The sequence below is a fragment of the Pseudomonas sp. TH21 genome (genome assembly GCF_016651025.1).
Classification (GTDB): domain Bacteria; phylum Pseudomonadota; class Gammaproteobacteria; order Pseudomonadales; family Pseudomonadaceae; genus Aquipseudomonas; species Aquipseudomonas aylmerensis.
The window spans coordinates 773,598-796,460 of record NZ_JAEKEQ010000001.1 but is presented as its reverse complement, the minus strand read 5'-3'; the positions used below and the strand labels follow the sequence as shown (position 1 = coordinate 796,460).

Here is a 22,863-nt window from a genome sequence, read left to right as displayed (position 1 = left end):
GCGAATACGCGCCCATCGCCCGGCCCTCCCCCAGGGTTTGCGTGACCTGCGGGGTCACGCTGGTGATGAGTTCGCTGAGTTGGCGCAAATCGCTCTGGGGGTCGCGGCTCAAGCCGGATTGGCTGGCGATGATCTGGCTGAGCATCTGCGCCTTGTTGAGCAATTTGCCGATCAACGCGCTTTTACTCAGCAGCGAGGTTTCCTGTTGCTGGGCCTTGAAGGCCGCGACCAGCTCGTCGCGCTTGGCGTCAAAGGCGGCGATTTGCTCAGGGTCGGTGGCCATCGCGCTGAGGCCTTGCAGGCGGGTCAGCACGCTTTGCTCCAGGGCAGTGATCTTGCCCTCCAGGTCACCGGCTTTACCGGCCTGCCCCAGGGTCGCGTTGATCTGCACCTGGTTATTGAGGGTTTCCAGGTCGCGGCGCAGCGCCAGGCTGCTGCCGAGTAGATCCAGGCTTTGCAGTTCGATACGCGTGCCTTGGAACTCGCGCCAGGAATCACGTACCAGGTAATAGTTGGTTGCCAGCATCGGCAGCAGGAACAGCACGCTGATCAGGCTGAACTTCATGCCGAAACTCAGACGGTTCATCAGCGCGACGGCGGGATAGAGCAAGCTCTTCACAGGTGAACTCCCTTTCTATTATTTTTATTTGAGGCGCAGGGCGGCGGCAGAAAGCCACTATTTGGCGCTCTGTCTGTATAGCTCAATTTGAAAGGGAGTTTTGTAACGTAAAGTTAACGAGATAGGCGCCGGCTTGCCGGCGATCGACGCAACTCGGGTGGTGTAACCACCAAAGTGCTCGTATCGCTGGCGAACCGGGGGTCTGCGAGGATCAGGGCAACACGGTCCAGATAGCGAACCCGGCGTACCACAGCACCGCCGCGCGCAGCAGCAGCTCCCACAGGCGGTCCAGGCTGTTGATGCCATCTGCACCGACCACTGGCGGCGGGATTTCGGCGGCAACCAGGCCCACCTTTTCCACCAGCTGGGCGGCGCTGATATCCCAGTTCAACAGTTCGTGCAGCATCACGCGGCTGACCGCGACGAAATTGCCTACCAGGGCGAAGCTGGCTGCCAGCAGGCGAACCGGCAACCAGTCAAATGCATGCCGCAATTGCCCGGCACGCTCGGCCACCAGCGGGTTCTTGCTGTGTTCGCTGGCCAGCGCCAGCAGGCGATACGCCAGGGCGGCCACCGGTCCCAGCAGGAAGTACCAGAAAATCACCGCGAAAAAGCTTTGGTAGGCCTGCCACAGCAGATGCCCCTGGACACGCTCGAGCAGCTGTTCGCCGCTGTCGGCACTCAGGCTCAGGTCGCGTTCGGCCACGTGCTCTGCGGCTTGCAGGTCGCCGCGCCGCCAGGCATCGCGAAACGGTCCCAGCCCGGCCAGTAGATCGCCACGCCCCAGGCTGTAGATCACCACCACCAGGTGCACCGGCAGTGCCAACAACCCGTAGGCCACCGGCTCCAGCACCAGAAGCAACAGCGCCAGCAACGCCACCGGCAGCAACACCATCACGGTCAGAATCAGCCAGGGCTGCTTGCCCATGCGCGGGCTGGATTCCAGCTTGGCCAGCTCGCGCAACCAGCCGCCATCGCGCTGCACACGCCGGCGCAAGGCCGAGAATTTCTCGATCCAGACCGCCAGCACCAACACCAGAAAACTCATTGTGCGTGTCCTCCATCCAGCAGGGCGCTGCGAAAGCGCGTCCAATCAAAAGCGGGGCCGGGATCGGTCTTGCGTCCCGGCGCGATATCGCTGTGGCCACAAATCCGCTGCGGCGTGATCCCGGGGTAGGCCGCCAGCAACTGGCGGGCCAGGTCGATCAGCGACACATACTGGGCGTCGGTGAACGGCAGGTCATCGGTGCCTTCCAGCTCGATCCCCAGGGAAAAATCATTGCACGTCTCTCGCCCTTCGAAGCACGAGACCCCGGCATGCCAGGCGCGGTCGATGCAGGACACAAACTGCGTCACCGCGCCGTCGCGCTCAATCAGAAAATGCGCGGACACCCGTAGGTCAGCAATCCCTTCAAAGTAGGGATGTTCCGTGACATCCAGGCGGTTCTGGAAAAACTCCTGCACCTTGCCGGTAGCGAACTGCGCGGGCGGCAGGCTGATGTTATGCACCACCAACAGTGAGATTTCGCCTGCGGGGCGCTCGTTGAAGTTGGGCGAAGGGCAATGACGAATACCCTTGCACCAACCGCTGGCGGAGTCCAACTGCATACCGGTTCCTTGAACGAGACAAAGTGTTACCAGTATGCCGCGTTCGCCCCTGTGGTTGCGATCACTTGCCGCGATTGAGTTGTCGCAGCTTGCCCACTACCGCCGCCAGCGCGCGCTCGAACAAGGGCCCATCGTCGAGCATATGCAGCGTGCCAGCCTTGAATGCCGCCGCCAGTTGGCCGGCGCTTTGCTCCAGGACCTTGAGCCCCGTGCGACTGACAAAGATGTAGCGATTGGCCGGCGCCATGATCATCGTGAGCTTGCATCGCAGGCTGCTGGCAGTCTCGCGTTGGAACTCCACCCACTGCCCCATCCGCAATTGCCGAGCCTGGAGCAGGTCGGGATCGTTGTCCGGCAGGTCTTCATCCGGCTCATGCGAGACCGCCCCAAGTACAAAGGGCTCACTCACCTCGATCAGCTCATCGAGGTCGTCAGTCGCCTGCCTATGCAGGGCCTGCAGCCGCACAAAAAAATCACGCGTGCTGAATGGGTCGAACGCAGCGCTGGTCAATCCGTCACGCAACGCCTTGAGCAATCCCGGCAACTGTTCCAGCAAGTGGCGCCCAGCTTCGGTGTCTTGCTGCAGGCTGACACTCCAGATCAGTTCGTCGAGGGTGCGCAGCCCCGCTTGCCATTGCACCGACTGCTCACCGTGCTTGAGGCTGGCCAGCAACAGCACCTGGCTCCAGGCCTGCTGCAGGAACTGCACCACCGTGCGTGGCAGGACCTTACCCAGCAGCCGCCGGTTGAGCACATCAGCCACTCGCTGACGGGCCGCCTCGGTGCGTACGCGAGCTTCCTCGGCTTCGCGGGTGTGCTGTTCGAGCAATTCGCTGCGGTGCCGCTCATCGGCGGTAAACGCACTGAACTCGGTCAACAACCCGGAAAAAATCGCTGGGTCTTCGACATAATCGTTGAGCAGGCGCTGCACCACTTGTTCGATACGCAGGTACAGGTGGTCGCGCTGATAGTCATCACACGGGCTCCAGCCCATGGCCGCCGCCGCGACTTCATTGAGCAGGCGCCGCGCGGGGTGGTTGGCGCGGGTGAAAAAGCTCTTGTCCAACACCGCGACTTTGAGCATCGGGATCTGCAATCGGCCGATCAAGGCCTTGAAGGCATCGGGCACCGTGCGGTCATTGAGGATGAACTCGAACAACAGCGCGACCAGGTTGATCACGTCTTCGTCCGCATCCTCCACCACCCGCGACTTGCCACTCTTGACGCTGACACGCGTGAGCAGTTGTTCAAGCTGGTTGCGCAGGTCGAAGTCGTCTTCAAGCTCCGGCTCCGGCACATACTGCTGCAAATGGGACAGCAGCCTGAGCAGGTCACGGGTGGCGATTGGCTGGGGCTCGGCGCTGGCTTCGAGGGTGGGGGCCACGCTGCCGCGCACGGCTTTGAGCAGCTCCTGCAGGACGGCGAACGCTTGCTGGCCGCTGTCATCGACAGGCTGCTCGGCGCCCGCCTGCGCATCCGGGCTGGGTTGTTCACGGGCGGCACGCCCACCGGGTCGGCGCGAGGGGGCGGCCTTGAGTTCCGGCAACACCCCCGTCGCGACCAACAATTGGTTGGCTTCGCCGTACAACTGGTCGGCATCGCTGAGCACGTATTTCTCGAAGAGCTTGAGCATGATCAGCTTGACGCGAATTTCCACGCCGAGGCTGCGCCCCGCCCGCAGGAAAAACTCGCAGAGCAGCGCCGGACCGAGCGGGTTCTCCCGATCGTCCAGGCGATTGCCGAGCAATGCACTCAAACGGGCGGTCAGTTGCCCCAGCGCCAGGCCGTCGCGGTGATGCACCCGGCCCAGCATGGCCTCCAGCGCCACGGCTTTTTCCAGTTGATCCCTGGAGGTACCGGGTGCAGCGTCGTAGGACATCACCGGCACCCACTTCAACGCCCCCCGCCCCGCGTCGCCCAGGTTGGCAAAGGCTTCGAACAGGCGCTCCATGAACACGCGCTCGAAATTCTTGCGCTTGAGGCGCAGGTCGCGCATGGCTTCGAAGAAAATATGGTGATCGACGTTGTTACGGGCCTTGTCGGCCATTTCGAACAACGTGTCGTCGGCGTTATCGAACAGTTCCTGCAGCCCCTGCTGCAGCTGTTGCGCCGCCTTGTCGCGAACCTGCAGCAACACCACCGGCAACCGGGCGAGCGGAGATGGCGTGGCGTGTGCCTTGTTGATTGGCACCACCTTTCCGTCATTGTGCATCCTGGCCTCCTGAAACGGCGGTATTGAGTGGGGCAAAGACCGGCTACAGGCCCGCGTGGGCACACTGGATAGCCGGTGATTACCATGACGTCAAAGCTATGACGCCAATTGAAAGGCGCGAGATTATCTTGCAAATGAGGGGGGTTGCGCCAGCAAACTCTGCGACGGCGCGGTAAATGAGCAGCGAGTGTGGGTTCGGACGCGCACTGCCCCTATAATCGGGGCACTTTGTTTGTGGAGCCTGTTATGCCGAATCTCCGTCTTGCCGACCTCACCGCCGAAATCGAAGCCAACGTGCGCCGCGCACTGCTGGAAGACATCGGCAGCGGCGACATCACCGCACAGTTGATCCCGGCCGAACGGCTGGCCACGGCCGCCATCATTACCCGCGACAACGCAGTCATTTCCGGTACGGCCTGGGTCGATGCAGTGTTTCGCCAGTTGGACCCGCGCGTCGCCGTGCATTGGCAGGTGGCCGACGGTGAGCGCGTCAGCCCCAATCAGGTGCTGTTCCGCCTTGAAGGACCGGCACGCTCGCTGCTCAGCGGCGAACGCTGTGCGCTGAATTTCCTGCAATTGCTCTCCGGGGTCGCTACCCGCGCGCAGTACCTGGCGGATTTTGTCGCGAGCACTCAGGTCAAGCTGTTGGACACCCGCAAAACCCTGCCGGGCCTGCGCCTGGCGCAGAAGTACGCGGTGACCTGCGGCGGCTGCCACAACCACCGTATCGGTTTGTACGACGCGTTCCTGATCAAGGAAAACCATATTGCCGCCTGTGGTGGCATCGCCCAAGCCATCACCGCCGCGCACAAGATCGCCCCCGGCAAACCGGTGGAAATCGAAGTGGAAAGCCTGCAGGAACTGCGCGAAGCGCTGGCGGCGGGCGCCGATATCATCATGCTCGATGAGCTGAGCCTGGAAGACATGCGTGAAGCCGTGCGCCTGAATGGCGGCAAGGCCAAGCTGGAGGCCAGCGGCGGGATCAATGAAAGCACGCTGCTGCCTATCGCCGAGACCGGGGTGGACTACATCTCCATCGGCGCGATGACCAAGGATGTAAAAGCGGTGGATCTGTCGATGCGTCTCAGCATCTGAGGAAAATCTGCAGGAGCCGGGTTGCCGGCTCCTGCAGGCTGATTCAAACGACCAGGCCGTTCATCTCGCAATATTCTTCCCAGTCGACGCCCAGTACCTCGGACGCCTCCTTGTGCAAGGCGAGCCTGGCGGCTTCGAATTCTTCCGGTGTCGACGTGTAATAGAGGGTCAGCTCCCAGGGCTGGTAGCCCCGGCTCTCGGCCTCGTCCTCGAATGCCCACTGAATCTGGTCGCGCTGATCATCGGCGCTCAGGTCCTTGATCTCTTCTTTAAGCTGCGGCGATTCCTCGAGGTATTTTTCGAGGGCTGCTTGATGCCGAACTTCCTGGGTCATTTCAGTTGTGGTCATGTTGTTCTCTTAGATCGAGGAATGGGGATGCATCTGGGTCATCAAGGTTGCGCAGATACAAAAGAGCGGGCGCAAATGCCAGCTCGTCTGGCCTTCAGAACCATTCTGGGATCATCTGAAAACAGTGTTGCCTTTGAAACAGTAGTGCCCTTTTGCCCGAGACAGGAATCGAACCTGCGACCTTCGCGTTACGAGTGCGCTGCTCTACCGGCTGAGCTACACGGGCGGTGGGCTAAAGCTAGCACCGCATCGGGCGTCCGGCAACTTGCGGCCCTCAACGGGCAATCACGCCCTGGGTCCAGAAGCGGGGTTGCAGCAAATTGCCATGGCTGTCCAGGTACTGCTGCTGGGCTTGGGTGATGTGCGGGATGTCGCGCGCTGCGATGAAGATCAACAGACCAACGGCCAATACACTCAGGGCTTTCCATGCCCCCTGCAACCATGGCACCGCTGCGAAAGCCGGCAACCGCCACTCATGCAGTGCCAGCAGCCAGCCCACGACCAGCGCCAGCCACACCTGGGAGACTGGCATCACAATCACGCCGTCGACCATGGACTGCACCAACGCGCCAACCAATGCCGCAAACAGGCATAGCCTCAGCAGGTCCGCACGTTCGACGGACAGCGCGCGCTCACGCAGCACAGCCAACGTGGCCCAGCCGCCTCGCCACGCCAAGGCCGCAACGCACACGGCGGATGGTACTCCCCATTCACTGGCCCATTGCAGAATGGCCTGGTGGGGGTGAGCGGCAATCTTGTTGGCAATATCGGCAAAATGCATCGGCCCGAAGCCCAGCCAGGGCCGCTCGACGAGCATATGCCACGCCTGCCACCAGATCGGACCACGCCCCGACAGCGTGGTGGTAAGGCGATCACGTGCAGCATTGGTAATCTCGATCCCCAGGTAATCCGCCAACACCGTGAACAGCAGCCAGTACAGCAACAAGCCGCATGACACCGCGGCCAATTGCCAGCCGAGCCAGCGTCGCCCCCACGGCCCCAACATCGCCAGTACCGCCCCGGCCACGCCGAGGCCAAGCCATGTACCGCGCGTGCCGCCGCTGATCGCGATCAACCACCAGACACACAGCAACGCAAATACCAGGCCTCGCTGGGTTCGAGAGGCCTTGGGCAGTAACAGGGGGAGCGCCAGCAGCGGCAAGGTAAAGGTCTGGAACTGGCCGTAAAAGCGCTTGTTGGAAAAGCTCGACAGCAACAGGTCAGGGTCCAGCGTCAGCGCACCACTGCTGAAGGCCACCGCGCCGGCGTATAGGTATTGGATGGATTTGATCAGGCACAGCAGCACCACGACCATGACCAGCAAACGGTCCAGAGACTCACCTTCGCGGCGACGCAGCACGGCAAACGCCACGGCGATCGCCGCGCAACTGACAAACAACGCCACTTCGGTAAACGCCCAGAGCGGCTGTCGGGCCAGCGCCGAAGACACCAGCCCCAGCACGATGATCAGCGCGAGCCCGAGGGCCGTGAACCGATCCACCAACCGCTCCTGCGAAGTCACCGACAGCCCATACAGCGCCGCGCAGACGGCGATGGCAATCTGCAATGTCCGCTGTAGATCATGCCCACTGAAGGGCACGCATATCCCGACAACCAGCAAACACACCGTCACTACCAGGAAAATACTGCCACGCTGCTGTACAGATAACGACATCGGCCACCTCTACGTCCATGTGGATGGTTTAGCAGTCAGGCACCGTCGGCGCCGCAACCTTTGGCTGCATATTTGGCATCGGCGGTCGTACTGCACTTCCAGCCCGTGGTGGCATTGCGCGTGAGGTTGATGCTCTTGCCCAGCACCGGTGCCGGTGCGTCGAGTATTTCGCAGCTGATGGAACCGGCCCCCGTGGCAACGTCGCCGGAGACGTCGATCTTGCAGTTGGCCGTGGGGCTGGTGCCGCCGATCAATGCCAGGGTGGGCACGGTCCCTTGATTGAGGGTGTCTTCGTACCCGGCTTTCAACGCCGTGATTTCAGCCAGGCCGGCAGTGAATTTAGCCTTGGCCTGGTGGGTGGTATACATCGGCAGGCCGATGGTGGCCAAAATGCCGATGATTGCCACGACGATCAGTAACTCGATCAGGGTAAAACCTTTCTGACGCATCACATTCACTCTCCAGAATAAAACTCATGACAAGGCGCGTCCTGCGCCCCGTATTTTGCAGCGGCGCCAGTGTACTCATCCGCAAGCAGTCAATCGCGCACAAGACGCACATTCTGACATTTTATCGGTGGTTCCCCGCCAGCCCGAATCCGTCACCTGACTAAGCTATAAATCTTCGACGACTTGTGTGCGGAACCGTGACATGAACAACGCCTCGACGATTTACGCCTGGGAAGGCATTAACCGCAAAGGACGCAAGGTCTGCGGGCATGCCACGGCGCACAACCCGGCCCTGGTAAAGGCGCAGCTGCGCCAGCAAGGCATCAGCCCCGGTCGCGTGCGCGAACGATCGCATTGGCTGCCGAGCTTCACCCCGCCCGTTAAACCGGCGGACATCACCTTGTTCACGCGCCAGTTGGCCACGCTGCTGAAAGCCGGGATCGCACTGCTGCAGGCCTTCGACATCATCAGCGAAGGCTTCGACAACCCCTCGGTGCGCGAGCGGGTGCAGCGCCTGAAGCAGGAGGTCGCCGCCGGCACCAACCTGAGTGAAGCGTTGCGCAAACAACCGCGCTATTTCGATGAGCTGTACTGCAACCTGGTGGCTGCCGGTGAACAAGCGGGGGCACTTGAGACCTTGCTGGAGCGCGTGGCGGTCCACCGGGAAAAGAGCGAACGGCTCAAAGCCAGAATCAAAAAGGCCATGACCTACCCGATCGCAGTGCTGGTCGTCGCGAGCGTCGTCACCGGCGTGCTGTTGATCCACGTGGTGCCGCAATTCCAGACGTTGTTTGCCGGGGTCGACGGCAAGCTGCCGGATTTCACCCTCCACGTGATCGCGCTGTCCGAGTTCCTGCAACGCGCCTGGTGGATCGTGGCGCTGGGCCTGGGGTCTGCCGCCATGGGGTTGCGTCACGCCTATCGCGCTTCAGTAGAGGTTCGTCGCTGGCTGGACGCCGGTTTGTTGAAAACGCCCCTGGCAGGCAAACTGCTGCAGAAATCGGCAGTAGCCCGCTTCGCCCGTACGCTCTCCACGACGTTTGCTGCCGGCGTTCCGCTGGTGCAGGCGCTGGGGTCGGTGGCCGGCGCTGCTGGTTCAGAACCGTTCAAACAGGCAATCGAGCTTATGCGACACGATGTATCTACCGGTATGCAATTGAATCAATCCATGGCCGCCAGCGGGCTGTTTCCCGGCATGGCGATCCAGATGACGGCGATCGGCGAAGAGTCGGGCACCCTGGACCGCATGCTGGAAAAAGTCGCCAGTCATTACGAGGCCGCAGTGGACGACCAGGTCGATAACCTCACGAGCTTGATGGAACCCCTGATCATGGTGGTATTGGGCGGGATTGTCGGGGCACTGGTCGTCGCCATGTACCTGCCGGTTTTCCAATTGGGGAGCGCATTTTGAGCCTGCTGCTGAGCGAGCACGCCTGGCTTTTTGTGTCGATGGCCTTGGTGCTGGGGGTGATCGTCGGCAGTTTTCTCAACGTACTGGTGTGGCGCCTGCCAAAAATGCTCGAACGGGAATGGCGAGCTCAGGCCCATGAAGTGCTCGGTTTGCCCGCCGAACCTGCAGGGCCGACCTACAACCTGATGCTGCCCCACTCATGCTGCCCCCACTGCAATCACCCGATCCGCCCTTGGGAAAACATTCCCCTGCTCAGTTATCTGTTGCTCAAGGGCCGCTGCGCTCACTGCCGGGGAGCGATCAGTGCGCGCTACCCACTCACCGAACTGGCGAGCGGGTTGCTCTGCGCGCTGGTGGCCTGGCATTTCGGTTTCGGTTGGCAAGCCGCAGCGCTGATGCTGTTGAGCTGTGGGTTATTGGCGATGAGCTTGATCGATGCCGACCACCAACTGCTGCCGGATGTGCTGGTATTGCCGCTGCTGTGGCTGGGGCTGATCGTCAATAGCTTCGGGCTGTTCACCACGTTGCCCGATGCCCTGTGGGGCGCCGTGATCGGCTACCTGAGCCTGTGGAGCGTGTTCTGGCTGTTCAAGCTGGCCACCGGCAAGGACGGCATGGGCCACGGCGACTTCAAGTTGCTCGCCCTGCTCGGGGCCTGGGGCGGCTGGCAGATCCTGCCCATGACACTGCTGATGTCATCGCTGGTGGGGGTATTTTGTGGATTGATCCTGATGCGAATGCGCAAGGCCCAGGCGTCGACACCCATGCCATTTGGTCCGTATCTGGCGATTGCCGGCTGGATTGCATTGCTCTGGGGTGGTCAAATAACCGACTTCTATTTGCAGTCTGTCGGTTTCAGATGACCAATTCTGTTGCAACACCCTGGATTCTTGGCCTGACTGGCGGTATCGGCAGTGGCAAGAGCGCAGCTGCCCAGCACTTTGTCGACCTGGGCATCGACCTGGTGGACGCCGATCACGCCGCGCGCTGGGTGGTCGAACCTGGGCGGCCGGCACTGGCATGCATCGCCGAGCATTTTGGCGACGGCGTGCTGCAACCTGACGGCCAACTGGATCGCGCCGCACTGCGCAAGCTGATCTTTGAAGTACCTGAAGAGCGACGCTGGCTCGAAGCCTTGCTGCATCCGCTGATTGGCGAAGAGATTCGCAGCCACTTGGCGCGCGCGCAGTCACCCTACGCGATTCTGGTGTCGCCGCTGCTGATCGAATCCGGCCAGTACAGCATGACCCAGCGCATCCTGGTGATCGACGTGCCGCAATCGCTGCAGATTCAGCGTACCCTGCAGCGCGATGGCATCAGCGAACAGCAGGTGCAGGCGATCCTCAAGGCCCAGTCCAGCCGCGAAGACCGCCTGAACCATGCCGATGACGTACTGGTCAATGACCAGGACCTGGCCTGGCTGCACAGCGAGGTCGAGCGACTGCACCACTTTTACCTTACTTTGCGTGGAGGCCGATCATGAGCCAACCCTTGACCGTCGATTGCCCAACCTGCGGCGCCCCCGTGGAATGGAAAGCGACCAACCTCAACCGGCCGTTCTGCTCGGACCGTTGCAAACTCATCGACCTCGGCGCGTGGGCCGCTGAGGAACACAAGATCCCGGTGGCTCCGGATGCTGAAGACGAGCTGTTCTCCGAGGACCTGCCGCCGCGCCATTAAGGGCGCATAAAGGCATATTCCTGCTGGTCGTCGAGATTCTCTGCAAGATATTGCAGCTCGTCGGCCAGGTCTTCGAAACTGCGCACCCCCTTGCTCTGCTGCACCACCGCGCTGAGCATGGCGCGCAGGGTCAAGCCCGGATCGAAACCGATTTCCTGTGCCGCGTCCTGGCTTCTGCGCAACTCCTGCCGTGCCCATTCGTACACACTCATGTCCGTGCTCCTGGAAAATTTTGCAGAGCATGGGCCTGCGCGACCCCGCGGGATTTGATCTGGATCAACGCCGCGAATCGTCATCCTTCCAGGGCGCCGACAGGTAGCGCGTGCGATTGAACGTCTCCAACCACTCCGGGCAAAACACTACCAGGGCGCTGATGACCATGCCGTTGATAAAGGCCTCGGGGAAGATGATCAGCCACAGGTAGCCGATGAAATCTTCCAGCCATTCCGGCATGGCAAAACGCCCGTCCAACCACAGCAGGCCCAATGCGGCTAGCAAGCAGAGCAACGCCGACAACGCCGCAGCGAAGAAACCGGAACAGAAGATGTACACGAAGGGATTGCGCGGTTGCGCCCGCTCCACCAGCAGTGCGCAGCCTTCAGTGACCAGCACTGGCAACACAATCAGCAGCATGCCGTTGACGCCGAGGGCTGCGAGATCCTGGCGCCCCAGTGCCATCAGGCCCAGCTGGGCGGCAAACCCACCGACAATGGCTAACGGCCAATCCAGCAACAGGGTCACGGCAGTCATGCCGATAAAGTGGTAGGAAACCCCGGTATCGAAATCACGCCGTACCAGCCACAGCATGAACAGCGCGAATACCGTGCCGAACAGCAAATGCTGGCGCCGCCGGTCGGAAAACAACTCGACCCACGGCGAGCGCAGGATCGCCCACAGCAACACCGGCGCGTACAACAACCAACCGATGCCGAGCGTCGTCGGTGCCAGCACGGCGGCGCTGATCACGGCTTCACCTGCTCCAGGGCCTGGCGCAGTTCGGTGGCGGAGCTGTATTCGCGTTGCTCAATCAATTGGCCTTTATCCAGCTGCAGCCACAGCACTTTATCCACAGCGCCCGGGTAGCGCGGGGCGATGCGCGCGTCCCGATCGAGCATGACCCGGTAGTTGTAGGCCTGCATGGCGGGTACCGCGAACAACTTGGCGATCAGCCGGGGCATGCGCTGAATGTCCGCGACAAACACCGCATGCCGCGCTTCCAGGTAACCTTTGGGCTGGCCTTGCAGCGCTGCGTCCACTTGCTTGGCGGCGTCCATGCTGCGCGCGACCAGCAGAATCTGCGCCTGATCATTCAGGGTGTAAGCCTGGTCAAATTGATCCAGCAGGGTCCACGGCGCCAGGCGCTCTCCCACCTCGACGGCCTGGGCGCACAAGGGCAGCAGGCCAAGCAACAGCAGCAGAAAAAACTTCACAGCGGACTCCTCATCCTCGGCATAGCGGTCGAGTGGCCAGTCTACACCGACCTTTTGCAGCGGGACTTCCTGCGGTCATCATTTGGACGCTAAGCTGCAAGCATGGATGACTCAGATTATTTGCGCCTGCTCACCGTAGCGGCCGAACAAGCCAATGCGTTCCTGTCCAATGCCCGCAAATGGGAGCGTGAGCGTTGGGTCTGCCAGCGCCTGTTGCAAGGCTTGAATGTGCCTTATCGGGCCGAGGAGTTTCACGCCGCCGGGCAGGAACCGCCGGACGTGCTGTTTCGCGATGCCAGTTTCGAAGTGTTTTTCGTATTGGATGAGGGACGGCGCCTGAACGACGAATGGCGCGACGAATTGCTGCGCCGGCGCAGTGCGTTTTCCCTCAGCCAACTGGTGCGGCGCGAAGCCAAGCCTCGGCGCATTCCCGCCCACGAATTCCTGCTGCGCCTGGCGCCGACCCTGCGCAAGAAGGCCCACAACTACAAGGAACGCGGGATGGACCTGGGCGAGTTGGACATCGTCGCCTTCACCAGCCTCAAGCGCGAAGTGCTGGACCTCAACAGCCACTTCCCGCCGCCTACCGAATACCTGCGCCAGGGCTGGCGCTCGCTGTCGCTGGTTGGGCCGACATTTGCGCGGGTATTGTTCGCGCATCCGGATGCACCGGATTTCTTGCGCAACAACCTGGGGCGCAGCATAGTGTTCGACGTGGGCATCAGCCTGTGACGCAGGCACAGGCTACGCTTGTGGCGAGACCGCCCACTTCCCGACTGTAACGTGGCGCCCTTTTGCAACGTCTACCTGACGAGGCCTTTATGACCAGCCGCCTGAACCCCGATGACCAACAGCATGTCGAAGAGTACCTGCAACTCTCCCAGAACCAAGTCGAGCGCAAGCCTTTCCGGCCGTGGCTGCTCCTTGGTGTGGTGCTGGTGGTGGTGATCGGGCTCGGGTTGCTGAGCCGCCTTTTGAGTTACCCTACGCTATGAGCTGCCTGGCGCTCGCGGGGGTAACTGCTCCGATTTCTTTTAGCCTTGCGAGATATCCCCATGACCCATCGTATTATTATCGTCGGCGGCGGCGCCGGCGGCCTGGAGTTGGCTACCCGCCTGGGTAAGACTCTGGGCAAGCGCGGCACCGCCAGCATCACGCTGGTAGACGCCAACCTGACCCATATCTGGAAGCCGTTGCTGCACGAAGTGGCTGCCGGCTCGCTGAACTCTTCGGAAGACGAACTCAATTACGTCGCCCAGGCCAAATGGAACCACTTCGAGTTCCAACTGGGGCGCATGAGCGGACTCGACCGTGAGCAGAAAAAAATCCAGCTGGCCGCCACCCTCGATGAAGAGGGCCGTGAGCTGGTGCCCGCGCGCGTGCTGGGCTATGACAGCCTGGTGATTGCGGTCGGTAGCACCACCAACGACTTCGGTACCGAAGGCGCCGCACAGCACTGTCTGTTCCTCGACACCCGCAAGCAGGCCGAGCGCTTCCATCAGCAATTGCTCAACCACTACCTGCGCGCCCATGCCGGGCAGACCGATACCATTGAACAGATCAGCGTCGCCATCGTCGGCGCCGGTGCCACCGGCGTGGAACTGGCTGCCGAGCTGCATAACGCCGCCCACGAACTGGCAGCGTACGGCCTGGACCGCATCAAGCCGGAAAACATGCACATCACCCTGATCGAAGCCGGCCCACGGGTATTGCCCGCGCTGCCGGAGCGCATTGGCGGGCCTGTGCATAAAACCCTGGAGAAACTTGGGGTGACCGTGCTGACCAACTCGGCGGTCAGCGAAGTGACGGCCGACGCGCTGATCACCAGCAGCGGCCAGGTGATTCCTGCCAGCCTCAAGGTGTGGGCAGCCGGTATTCGCGCGCCTGGCTTCCTCAAGGATATCGATGGCCTGGAAACCAACCGCATTAATCAGCTGCAAGTGCTGCCGACGCTGCAGACCACCCGCGACGAAAATATCTTCGCCTTTGGCGATTGCGCCGCCTGCCCGCAACCGGGCACTGACCGCAATGTACCGCCACGCGCCCAGGCGGCTCACCAGCAGGCCTCGTTGCTGGCCAAGTCGCTGAAGCTGCGGATTGAGGGCAAGGACCTGCCGTCTTACAAGTACACCGACTACGGCTCGCTGATCTCGCTGTCGCGGTTCTCGGCGGTAGGTAACCTGATGGGCAACCTCACCGGCAGCGTGATGCTCGAAGGCTGGCTGGCGCGGATGTTCTATGTGTCGCTGTACCGCATGCACCAGATGGCGCTGTATGGCTTCTTCCGCACGGCGATGCTGATGCTGGGCAGCAAGATCGGGCGCGGGACCGAGCCGCGCCTCAAGCTGCACTGATACCTCACAACCCTGTGGGCGCTGGCTTGCTGGCGATGGCGGTGGGTCAGCCGACGAAGGCGTCGCTGATATAACGCTTTCGCGGGCAAGCCCGCTCCCACATGGGAGTTGCGCTGGCTGCCAGCTCCCACGTGGGAATTGCGCTGGCTACTACAGAGGTTGAATTTCGGGCAAAAAAAATCCCCGTATCTTTCGATACGGGGATTTTTAATATGGTCGGGGTAAGGGGATTCGAACTCCTGACATCCTGCTCCCAAAGCAGGCGCGCTACCGGACTGCGCTATACCCCGGTAAAAAAAAGGCGACCTTTCAGTCGCCTTCTTCGATCAGCGCTTTTGGCCTCTGATCTTAAGATTCGATTCCAGCGTTAACTGGTCTCAAAAATGGTGGGTCGTGTGGGATTCGAACCTACGACCAATTGGTTAAAAGCCAACTGCTCTACCAACTGAGCTAACGACCCAAATATGGTCGGGGTAGGGGGATTCGAACTCCCGACATCCTGCTCCCAAAGCAGGCGCGCTACCGGACTGCGCTATACCCCGGTTTGAAATTGGCTCCGTGACCAGGACTCGAACCTGGGACCCAATGATTAACAGTCATTTGCTCTACCGACTGAGCTATCACGGAACTACATATTTCAAAGTACAACTTTTACTGCGGTGTAACCTTCTCTTCGACCCGTCCGTATCGCTACGTTCATGTCTCTGAGGCGCGCTATTCTACAATCTTAAAAACCCCTGTCAACCCTTTAAATTGCTTTTAAGACAATGATTTGCGCTTCTTTCTGATTTCTTCTTGGGGAGAAGAAACCCGTGGGCTGACGTTGCTGCGGGGCGCACTTTACAAGCCTTTGCCTTACAGTTCAACGCCCTATCGAAAAAAAAGGCCCCGCAATGCGGGGCCTCCTCTTATCGCCATACAGGCCGGGCTCAGTGGAAGACGATTTCGTCGTTTTCCACCGTCGCCGTGACGCTGGTGCCTGGCATGAAGCTGCCCGACAGGATCAACTGCGCCAGCGGGTTTTCGATCCAGCGCTGGATCGCACGCTTCAACGGCCGTGCGCCATACACCGGGTCGTAACCGACCGCGATCAGTTTGTCCAACGCCTCGCGGCTCAGCTCCAGCGACAGCTCGCGCTCGGCCAGGCGGCCACGCAGGCGACCCAACTGGATCTCGGTAATGCCCGCGATCTGATCCCGCGCCAAAGGCTCGAAGATCACCACTTCATCGACCCGGTTGATAAATTCCGGACGGAAGTGCGTGGTCAGTGCGTCCATCACCGCAGCACGCTGCGCTTCGCGATCCCCCACCAGCTCCTGGATCTGCGCCGAGCCCAGGTTGGAGGTCATCACGATCACCGTATTGCGGAAGTCCACGGTACGCCCGTGGCTGTCCGTCAGACGGCCATCTTCCAGCACCTGCAGCAGGATGTTGAACACATCCGGGTGGGCCTTCTCGACCTCGTCCAGCAGGATCACCGAGTAAGGCTTGCGCCGCACGGCTTCGGTCAGGTAACCGCCCTCCTCGTAGCCCACATAGCCTGGTGGCGCACCGATCAAGCGGGCCACCGAGTGTTTCTCCATGAATTCGGACATATCGATCCGCACCATGGCCTCTTCGGTATCAAAGAGGAACTCGGCCAAGGCCTTGCACAGCTCGGTCTTGCCCACGCCGGTCGGGCCGAGGAACATGAACGAGCCGCTTGGGCGGTTCGGGTCGGACAAGCCGGCCCGGGAACGCCGCACAGCGTTGGACACCGCGACCACCGCCTCTTCCTGGCCGATGACGCGTTGGTGCAACAGGTGCTCCATCTTCAGCAACTTGTCGCGCTCGCCTTCGAGCATCTTCGACACCGGGATGCCGGTCCACTTGGAGACAACCTCGGCGATTTCCTCCTCGGTCACCTTGCTGCGCAGCAGCTGGTTCTCGCTGTGGCCATGCTGGTCGACCATCTGCAGGCTGCGTTCCAGGTCCGGGATTACCCCGTACTGCAACTCGGCCATGCGGTTCAGGTCGCCTTTACGGCGCGCCGCTTCCAACTCCTGACGCGACTGCTCGATCTTTTGCTGGATCTGGGCAGAGCCCTGTACTTCGGCCTTTTCCGAGGTCCAGATTTCTTCGAGATCCGAATATTCGCGTTCGAGGCGGACGATTTCTTCCTGGAGTTTTTCCAGGCGTTTCTTCGCCGCATCGTCCTCTTCTTTCTTCAGGGCCTGGGATTCGACTTTCAGTTGAATCAGGCGCCGATCCAGACGGTCGAGCACTTCCGGCTTGGAGTCGATCTCCATGCGGATGCGGCTGGCCGCTTCGTCGATCAGGTCGATGGCCTTGTCCGGCAACTGCCGGTCAGTGATATAGCGATGGCTCAATTTGGCCGCCGCAATGATCGCGCCGTCGGTAATCGCCACCTTATGGTGGACCTCATAGCGCTCTTTCAGGCCACGCAGGATCGCGATGGTGTCTTCTTCGCTCGGTTCTTCCACCAGCACTTTCTGGAAACGCCGCTCCAGGGCTGCGTCTTTCTCGATGTACTGGCGGTACTCGTTGAGCGTCGTGGCACCCACGCAATGCAACTCACCCCGCGCCAATGCGGGCTTGAGCATGTTGCCTGCGTCCATCGAGCCTTCGCCTTTACCGGCGCCGACCATGGTGTGCAGTTCGTCGATAAACAGAATGATCTGCCCTTCCTGCTTCGACAGCTCGTTCAACAGGGATTTGAGGCGTTCTTCGAATTCACCACGGAACTTGGCACCGGCGATCAGCGACCCCATGTCCAGGGACAACAGGCGCTTGCCTTTGAGACCGTCCGGCACTTCACCATTGATGATGCGCTGGGCCAGGCCTTCGGCAATCGCGGTTTTACCCACGCCAGGCTCGCCGATCAGCACCGGGTTGTTCTTGGTGCGACGCTGCAGGACCTGGATGGTGCGACGAATCTCATCGTCACGGCCGATCACCGGATCCAGCTTGCCTTCTTCGGCGCGCTTGGTAAGGTCGACGGTGTACTTGTCCAGGGCCTGGCGCGACTCCTCATGGTTGGGGTCGTTGACCGCCTCGCCGCCGCGCAGGTTGTTGATGGCGTTTTCCAGGGCTTTCTTGCTCACGCCCTGGCCCAGCAACAATTTGCCAAGCTTGCTGTTGTCGTCCATGGCGGCGAGCAATACCAGCTCGCTGGAAATGAACTGGTCACCTTTCTGCTGGGCCAGGCGATCGGCCTGGTTGAGCAGACGTGCCAGGTCCTGCGACATGTTCACGTCGCCGGTAGGGTTTTGGATTTTCGGCAGTTGGTCGAGCTCTTTGCTCAACTCCTTGCGCAGGCTGTTGACGTCAAAGCCCACCTGCATCAGCAAGGGCTTGATAGAACCACCTTGCTGATCCAGAAGCGCCTGCATCAAGTGCGCAGGCTCGATGGCCGGGTGGTCGAGGCCCACCGCCAACGATTGAGAGTCCGATAAGGCCAACTGCAATTTGCTGGTTAAACGATCTATACGCATTAGTCACCTTCCTTTTGAGCAGGCCGGAGCTATGTGCGAGCGAGCTTGCTCGCGATAAACACATCCTGAATGAAGAAACCTGCCAGATACCCCTATAGATGGGGTGGATTCTGGAAGATTCAAGCGACCGACGGTTGATATGGATCAGCGTTGACCCAGATCAACAGAGTCTAGCGTTCAAGCCAGATAAGGGAGGCAAAACGACCGGTGCGGGGGCTGCGCCGGTAAGAAAAGAAGCGCGGGTCAGTGACGGTGCAGAAGCCGCCCCCATAAACCGCGGTGATGCCACGTGCCGCCAGGCGCAGGCGGGCCAACTGGTAGATATCGGCCATGAACTTGCCGGGATTGCGGCTCGGCACAAAGGCTTCGGCGGCAACCGGCAGTTGCTGCATAAAGGCCTCACGCACTTCCGGGCCGACTTCAAAGGCCTGTGGACCGATGGCCGGGCCCAGCCACACCAACACCTCACCGGGCTCGGTATCCAGGCTTTCGAAGGCGGCTTCGAGCACACCCGCTGCCAGGCCACGCCAGCCGGCATGGGCTGCTGCGACACGCGTGCCGGCACGGTTGCAGAATAATGCGGGCAGGCAATCGGCGGTCATGGACGTGCAGGCGATGCCGGGCGTACTGCTCCAACTGCCATCGGCTTCGGCGGTCACTCCAGGATTCGCCTCGACCACCTTCACCCCATGGACCTGACGCAGCCAGGCGGGCTGGATATCAAAGGCATCAGTGAGGCGACAGCGGTTTTCGAGTACAGCCTCCAGGCTGTCCTCGACATGATCGCCCAGATTGAGACTGTCGAACGGCGCCAGGCTGACGCCGCCCGCACGGGTGGTGACGCAGGCCTTGACCTGAGCCGGCGCGGGCCAGTCAGGAATCAGCCAGTCACTCATCCGATAAACGCCTCGCGATCCTGCTTGAGCAGCGACAACAACCAGACCAGATCGTCTGGAAGAGGCGATTCCCAGCTCATCCGCTTACCGCTCGTCGGATGATCCAGCTCCAGGAAACGTGCATGCAGTGCCTGGCGCGGGAAGTTTTTCAGCGAATCAACCATGGTCGCACTGGCCGCCGGCGGAATGCGGAAGCGGCCACCGTAGGCCGGGTCGCCGACCAACGGGAAGTTGATGTGGGCCATGTGCACACGAATCTGGTGGGTACGCCCGGTTTCCAGCTTGACCCGCACATGGGTGTGGGACCGGAAACGCTCCAGCACACGGTAGTGGCTGACGGCCTGCTTGCCACCTTCCATTACCGCCATACGCTGGCGCTGCTGGCCGTGGCGACCGATTGGGGCGTTGATCTTGCCACCCGCCACCACCACGCCGATCACGATGCACTCGTAGATCCGGCTGACACTGCGGCTCTGCAATTGCGTCACCAGCTGTGTCTGTGCCTGGATGGTCTTGGCCACCACCATCAGGCCGGTGGTGTCCTTGTCCAGGCGGTGCACGATGCCACAACGCGGGACATTGATGATGTCCGGCACGTGGTGCAACAAGGCATTGAGCAAGGTGCCATCAGCGTGCCCGGCCGCCGGGTGAACCACCAGGCCTGCGGGTTTATTGATGACCAGGATGTCGTCGTCTTCATAGACGATATCCAGCTCGATGTCCTGGGCGACCCATTCTCCCTGGGCTTCCTGCTCGGCAGTCAGCTCAAGAATCGCACCGCCATGCACTATGTCTCGCGGGCGGATAACCGCTCCATCCACAGTCAGGCGGCCGTCTTTGATCCAGGCGGAAAGGCGCGAGCGCGAGTGCTCAGCGAATAATTGTGCGGCGACTTGATCGAGGCGTTGGCCGCCCAATTCGGACGGCACCTCTGCGCGAAGTTCAATTTTATCGGACATGCTCAGACTAGGCGTGGCACAGCCTTTGGTTTCGGCTGCGCGCTTGTGGTTAAATACGGCGTCTTTTGCCCCGAGGCTTTCAACGGGGCGCTCATCATAACAGGACGGCCCCGCCCAAGACAGCGGCCGTCATAGGGACGCAAGCCGCCATGCAAGTGAAACACCTGCTGCTGATCGCCATCCTCGCCATGACTGCTGCTTGCTCGTCAACAAAGGAAGTCGTCGACGAAAACCTGAGCGAAGTCGAGTTGTACCAACTGGCTCAGAAAGACTTGGACAATAATAGCTACACCAGCGCCACAGCGAAGCTGAAGGCACTGGAGTCGCGCTATCCGTTCGGGCGCTACGCCGACCAGGCCCAGCTCGAGCTGATCTACGCCAACTACAAGAACGCCGAGCCGGAAGCTGCCAAGTCCGCCGCCGAGCGTTTCATCCGCCTGCACCCGCAGCACCCGAACGTCGACTACGCCTACTACATGAAGGGCCTGACCTCGTTCGACCAGGACGTCGGCCTGCTGGCGCGCTTCCTGCCGCTGGACATGACCAAGCGTGACCCTGGCGCTGCCCGCGACTCCTACAACGAGTTCGCCCAGCTGACCAGCCGCTTCCCCAACAGCCGCTACGCGCCGGACGCCAAGCAGCGCATGATCTACCTGCGCAACCTGCTGGCTTCCTACGAGATTCACGTGGCTCACTACTACCTGACCCGTCAGGCTTATGTAGCGGCAGCCAACCGTGGTCGTTATGTCGTGGAAAACTTCCAGGAAACGCCTTCGGTCGGTGATGGCCTGGCAGTGATGACCGAGGCTTACCAGCGCCTGCACCTGGACGAACTGGCCAGCACCAGCCTGGAAACCCTCAAGCTCAACTACCCTGACCACCCAAGCCTGAGGGACGGCCAGTTCGTGCCTCAGGTTGCCGAAGCCGACAACCGTTCGTGGCTGAGCAAGTACACCCTGGGCCTGATCGAGTCCCGTCCGCCGCTGCCGCCGGGCGAAACCCGCGCCAACCAGGACGTGATCAAGCAGTACCAGGACGCCAAGGACGCGATCCCTTCGGACCTCAAGCCACACGACGAGAACGGCGACGTGATCGAAGAGCAAGAGCCGCAGGCCCTGGGCAACAACCAGGACCGCTCGTGGTTCAGCTACATGACCTTCGGTGTGTTCGACTGATTCAGTCGACGCAACGCAAAAGGGAGCCCCACGGGGCTCCCTTTTTTATGCACCAGCATTATTGCGCTGTGCGCCTGTCGCGTCCTTGGCTAAACTGGCGCATTACTTATCGAGAAACTGCCCATCATGGTTCGTCTACTGTTCTGGATTGCCGTCATTGCTGCCGCGGTATGGTTCTGGCGCAAATTCAAAAGCCCGACCGCCAGACAGCAACGCCCCGGCGAACCGGGCGCAGCCCTGATGGTGCGCTGCGCACATTGCGGCGTGCACCTGCCGCAGGATCGCGCCCTCAGCTCACGCCAGGAGTGGTATTGCACCCAGGCGCATCTGGAACAGGGGCCGAAGTCTATCCAGCGTTGAGGCGACCAGCGGGCGCGTAGGGCGCTGGATCAATGATCGGCGCTCGCTCCAGCAACAAATCCGCAAACAGCTGGCAGGACGCCGGCGCCAGCACCAGGCCATTGCGGTAATGCCCGCAGTTGAGCCATAGCCCATTGAAACCCGGTACCTGGCCGATATACGGAATACCTTCCGGAGAGCCGGGGCGTAAACCGGCCCAGTGCCCCACCACTTCGGCATCTGCCAAGGCTGGAATCAGCTCCACCGCCGACGCCTTCAAGCTTTCCAGCGCAGTGTCGGTAGGCGTCTTGTCGAAGCCTTCATGTTCCAGGGTGCTGCCGATCAGGATGTGCCCGTCGCGCCGGGGAATCGCATAGCGCCCCCTGGCCAGGACCATGCTCGAGAGGAAATCCGAGGCGCATTTGTACAGAATCATCTGTCCCTTGACCGGCTCCACCGGCAGCGCCAACCCCAGCGTACCGAGCAGCTGACCACTCCACGCCCCCGCCGCCAGCACCACCTGATCGCCATGGATCGGGCCATCCGCCGTGTTCACGCCCACGACATCGCCTTCCTCGAGGATAAAACCGGCCACCTCGCATTGCTCGTGAATCGTCACACCCGGCAACGCCAACAGCGCCGCCTTGAGCGATTTGACCAGCCGCGGGTTGCGTACATTGGCCACGTTGGCCATGTAGATCGCCCGGGCATAGCCGCCGCCCAGTACCGGGACGGCATCGTGGGCAGCGGACACATCCACTTTGCTCAACGGCCGGCCTTCACGTGCCGCCCAGGCCAGGGCCTCGGCTTCATCATCCAGATCGAGCCAGTACAACCCGGTGGTGTGCACCTCCGGGTCAACGCCCGTGGCTGCAAACAGACGATCGGCCAGCTGTGGATAAAAATCCTGGGACCAATGGGCCAGCGCAGTGACCGCCGGGCTGTAGCGCCATGGGTACAAGGGCGAAACAATGCCACCGCCGGCCCAGGAAGACTCCTGCCCCACGCCCGCGCGTTCCAGCAGCACCACCGCTTGCCCTTGCGTCGCCAGGTTGTACGCCGTCAACAAGCCGATAACACCGCCACCGACAATCACCACTTGCTGTTGCTTAGCCATC

General features: G+C 61.3%; 23 protein-coding genes and 5 tRNA genes. 10 read left to right on the top strand and 18 right to left on the bottom strand.

Translation table 11 applies throughout. The features are described from left to right. Positions 1-830 precede the first annotated feature (830 nt). The 3 genes from ampE to JFU04_RS03470 all read right to left on the bottom strand — a co-directional run bounded on the left by ampE (position 831) and on the right by JFU04_RS03470 (position 4,439). A complete protein-coding gene (gene ampE / locus JFU04_RS03480; protein ID WP_065900592.1) occupies positions 831-1,667 on the bottom strand; it encodes a regulatory signaling modulator protein AmpE in 837 nt (278 codons plus the stop codon). Then, positions 1,664-2,227: a 1,6-anhydro-N-acetylmuramyl-L-alanine amidase AmpD gene (ampD, locus tag JFU04_RS03475; RefSeq protein WP_106805180.1), complete on the bottom strand. Its 564-nt coding sequence runs from the start codon at positions 2,225-2,227 to the stop codon at positions 1,664-1,666. Before ampD ends, ampE begins: the two co-directional genes overlap by 4 nt. A 61-nt stretch (positions 2,228-2,288) precedes the next feature. Then, a complete protein-coding gene (locus JFU04_RS03470; protein ID WP_201143522.1) occupies positions 2,289-4,439 on the bottom strand; it encodes a DUF1631 domain-containing protein in 2,151 nt (716 codons plus the stop codon). 246 nt (positions 4,440-4,685) lie between these two features. On the opposite strand from JFU04_RS03470, the gene nadC reads away from it, so the two are divergent. Then, the gene (nadC, locus tag JFU04_RS03465; RefSeq protein ID WP_065900584.1) at positions 4,686-5,534 is read left to right on the top strand and encodes a carboxylating nicotinate-nucleotide diphosphorylase; all 849 of its coding nucleotides are present in this window, start codon (positions 4,686-4,688) and stop codon (positions 5,532-5,534) included. 43 nt (positions 5,535-5,577) lie between these two features. Here the strand turns inward: nadC and JFU04_RS03460 are convergent, their stop codons facing one another. The 4 genes from JFU04_RS03460 to JFU04_RS03445 form a co-directional block, all read right to left on the bottom strand. Next, positions 5,578-5,883 (bottom strand): DUF6388 family protein, encoded by a 306-nt coding sequence (locus tag JFU04_RS03460; RefSeq protein ID WP_065900582.1) that lies wholly within the window; start codon positions 5,881-5,883, stop codon positions 5,578-5,580. A 153-nt stretch (positions 5,884-6,036) separates the two neighbouring features. Continuing rightward, a tRNA-Thr gene (locus tag JFU04_RS03455) sits at positions 6,037-6,109 on the bottom strand. A gap of 48 nt (positions 6,110-6,157) precedes the next feature. After that, on the bottom strand, positions 6,158-7,558 hold the full coding sequence (locus JFU04_RS03450) for an O-antigen ligase family protein (RefSeq protein WP_201143521.1): 1,401 nt from the start codon (positions 7,556-7,558) through the stop codon (positions 6,158-6,160). A 35-nt stretch (positions 7,559-7,593) separates the two neighbouring features. After that, complete coding sequence (locus JFU04_RS03445; protein WP_065900578.1) at positions 7,594-8,007, bottom strand: pilin; 414 nt, start codon at positions 8,005-8,007, stop codon at positions 7,594-7,596. Positions 8,008-8,209: 202 nt separating this feature from the next. On the opposite strand from JFU04_RS03445, the gene JFU04_RS03440 reads away from it, so the two are divergent. The 4 genes from JFU04_RS03440 to yacG are packed head-to-tail and all read left to right on the top strand — an operon-like array spanning position 8,210 to position 11,098. Continuing rightward, positions 8,210-9,418, top strand: a complete 1,209-nt coding sequence (locus tag JFU04_RS03440) for a type II secretion system F family protein (protein WP_201143520.1) — start codon at positions 8,210-8,212, stop codon at positions 9,416-9,418. Then, on the top strand, positions 9,415-10,281 hold the full coding sequence (locus tag JFU04_RS03435) for a prepilin peptidase (RefSeq protein WP_274610230.1): 867 nt from the start codon (positions 9,415-9,417) through the stop codon (positions 10,279-10,281). The genes JFU04_RS03440 and JFU04_RS03435 overlap by 4 nt, the downstream gene beginning before the upstream one ends. Continuing rightward, positions 10,278-10,901 (top strand): dephospho-CoA kinase, encoded by a 624-nt coding sequence (gene coaE / locus JFU04_RS03430; protein ID WP_065900573.1) that lies wholly within the window; start codon positions 10,278-10,280, stop codon positions 10,899-10,901. Before JFU04_RS03435 ends, coaE begins: the two co-directional genes overlap by 4 nt. Next, a complete protein-coding gene (gene yacG / locus JFU04_RS03425) occupies positions 10,898-11,098 on the top strand; it encodes a DNA gyrase inhibitor YacG (RefSeq protein ID WP_003188437.1) in 201 nt (66 codons plus the stop codon). The genes coaE and yacG overlap by 4 nt, the downstream gene beginning before the upstream one ends. Here yacG and JFU04_RS03420 read toward each other — a convergent pair. The 3 genes from JFU04_RS03420 to JFU04_RS03410 form a co-directional block, all read right to left on the bottom strand. Beyond that, positions 11,095-11,310 carry a hypothetical protein gene (locus JFU04_RS03420; RefSeq protein WP_003171680.1) on the bottom strand — a complete coding sequence of 72 codons (216 nt, stop codon included), beginning with the start codon at positions 11,308-11,310 and terminating at the stop codon, positions 11,095-11,097. The genes yacG and JFU04_RS03420 overlap by 4 nt on opposite strands. Before the next feature lie 64 nt (positions 11,311-11,374). After that, entirely contained in the window at positions 11,375-12,064 is a 690-nt protein-coding gene (locus JFU04_RS03415; RefSeq protein ID WP_201143519.1) for an energy-coupling factor ABC transporter permease, read from the bottom strand. Beyond that, positions 12,061-12,528: an FAD/FMN-containing dehydrogenase gene (locus JFU04_RS03410; protein ID WP_201143518.1), complete on the bottom strand. Its 468-nt coding sequence runs from the start codon at positions 12,526-12,528 to the stop codon at positions 12,061-12,063. The genes JFU04_RS03415 and JFU04_RS03410 overlap by 4 nt, the downstream gene beginning before the upstream one ends. Positions 12,529-12,630: 102 nt before the next feature. Between JFU04_RS03410 and JFU04_RS03405 the strand changes: the two genes are divergently transcribed. The 3 genes from JFU04_RS03405 (at position 12,631) to JFU04_RS03395 (ending at position 14,882) form a co-directional block, all read left to right on the top strand. Continuing rightward, on the top strand, positions 12,631-13,260 hold the full coding sequence (locus JFU04_RS03405) for a DUF1780 domain-containing protein (protein WP_010213242.1): 630 nt from the start codon (positions 12,631-12,633) through the stop codon (positions 13,258-13,260). Between the two features lie 89 nt (positions 13,261-13,349). Further along, positions 13,350-13,523: a DUF3094 family protein gene (locus JFU04_RS03400; protein WP_201143517.1), complete on the top strand. Its 174-nt coding sequence runs from the start codon at positions 13,350-13,352 to the stop codon at positions 13,521-13,523. Positions 13,524-13,583: 60 nt separating this feature from the next. Beyond that, positions 13,584-14,882 (top strand): NAD(P)/FAD-dependent oxidoreductase, encoded by a 1,299-nt coding sequence (locus JFU04_RS03395; RefSeq protein ID WP_065900570.1) that lies wholly within the window; start codon positions 13,584-13,586, stop codon positions 14,880-14,882. A gap of 213 nt (positions 14,883-15,095) precedes the next feature. On the opposite strand, the gene JFU04_RS03390 is transcribed toward JFU04_RS03395, so the two are convergent. The 7 genes from JFU04_RS03390 to rluD all read right to left on the bottom strand — a co-directional run bounded on the left by JFU04_RS03390 (position 15,096) and on the right by rluD (position 20,231). After that, positions 15,096-15,172, bottom strand: a tRNA-Pro gene (locus JFU04_RS03390). Positions 15,173-15,266: 94 nt separating this feature from the next. Continuing rightward, positions 15,267-15,342, bottom strand: a tRNA-Lys gene (locus tag JFU04_RS03385). A 5-nt stretch (positions 15,343-15,347) separates the two neighbouring features. Then, positions 15,348-15,424 (bottom strand) — tRNA-Pro (locus JFU04_RS03380). 9 nt (positions 15,425-15,433) lie between these two features. Next, positions 15,434-15,509, bottom strand: a tRNA-Asn gene (locus JFU04_RS03375). Between the two features lie 302 nt (positions 15,510-15,811). Beyond that, on the bottom strand, positions 15,812-18,376 hold the full coding sequence (gene clpB, locus JFU04_RS03370; RefSeq protein WP_065900568.1) for an ATP-dependent chaperone ClpB: 2,565 nt from the start codon (positions 18,374-18,376) through the stop codon (positions 15,812-15,814). 170 nt (positions 18,377-18,546) lie between these two features. Next, a complete protein-coding gene (gene pgeF / locus JFU04_RS03365; RefSeq protein ID WP_201143516.1) occupies positions 18,547-19,272 on the bottom strand; it encodes a peptidoglycan editing factor PgeF in 726 nt (241 codons plus the stop codon). Further along, positions 19,269-20,231, bottom strand: a complete 963-nt coding sequence (rluD, locus tag JFU04_RS03360; protein ID WP_010213248.1) for a 23S rRNA pseudouridine(1911/1915/1917) synthase RluD — start codon at positions 20,229-20,231, stop codon at positions 19,269-19,271. The genes pgeF and rluD overlap by 4 nt, the downstream gene beginning before the upstream one ends. 149 nt (positions 20,232-20,380) lie before the next feature. Between rluD and JFU04_RS03355 the strand changes: the two genes are divergently transcribed. Continuing rightward, a complete protein-coding gene (locus JFU04_RS03355; protein WP_120447605.1) occupies positions 20,381-21,406 on the top strand; it encodes an outer membrane protein assembly factor BamD in 1,026 nt (341 codons plus the stop codon). Positions 21,407-21,532: 126 nt separating this feature from the next. Next, the gene (locus JFU04_RS03350) at positions 21,533-21,766 is read left to right on the top strand and encodes a PP0621 family protein (protein ID WP_065900562.1); all 234 of its coding nucleotides are present in this window, start codon (positions 21,533-21,535) and stop codon (positions 21,764-21,766) included. Here the strand turns inward: JFU04_RS03350 and thiO are convergent. After that, complete coding sequence (gene thiO / locus JFU04_RS03345; RefSeq protein ID WP_201143515.1) at positions 21,753-22,862, bottom strand: glycine oxidase ThiO; 1,110 nt, start codon at positions 22,860-22,862, stop codon at positions 21,753-21,755. The genes JFU04_RS03350 and thiO overlap by 14 nt on opposite strands. Position 22,863 lies beyond the last annotated feature (1 nt).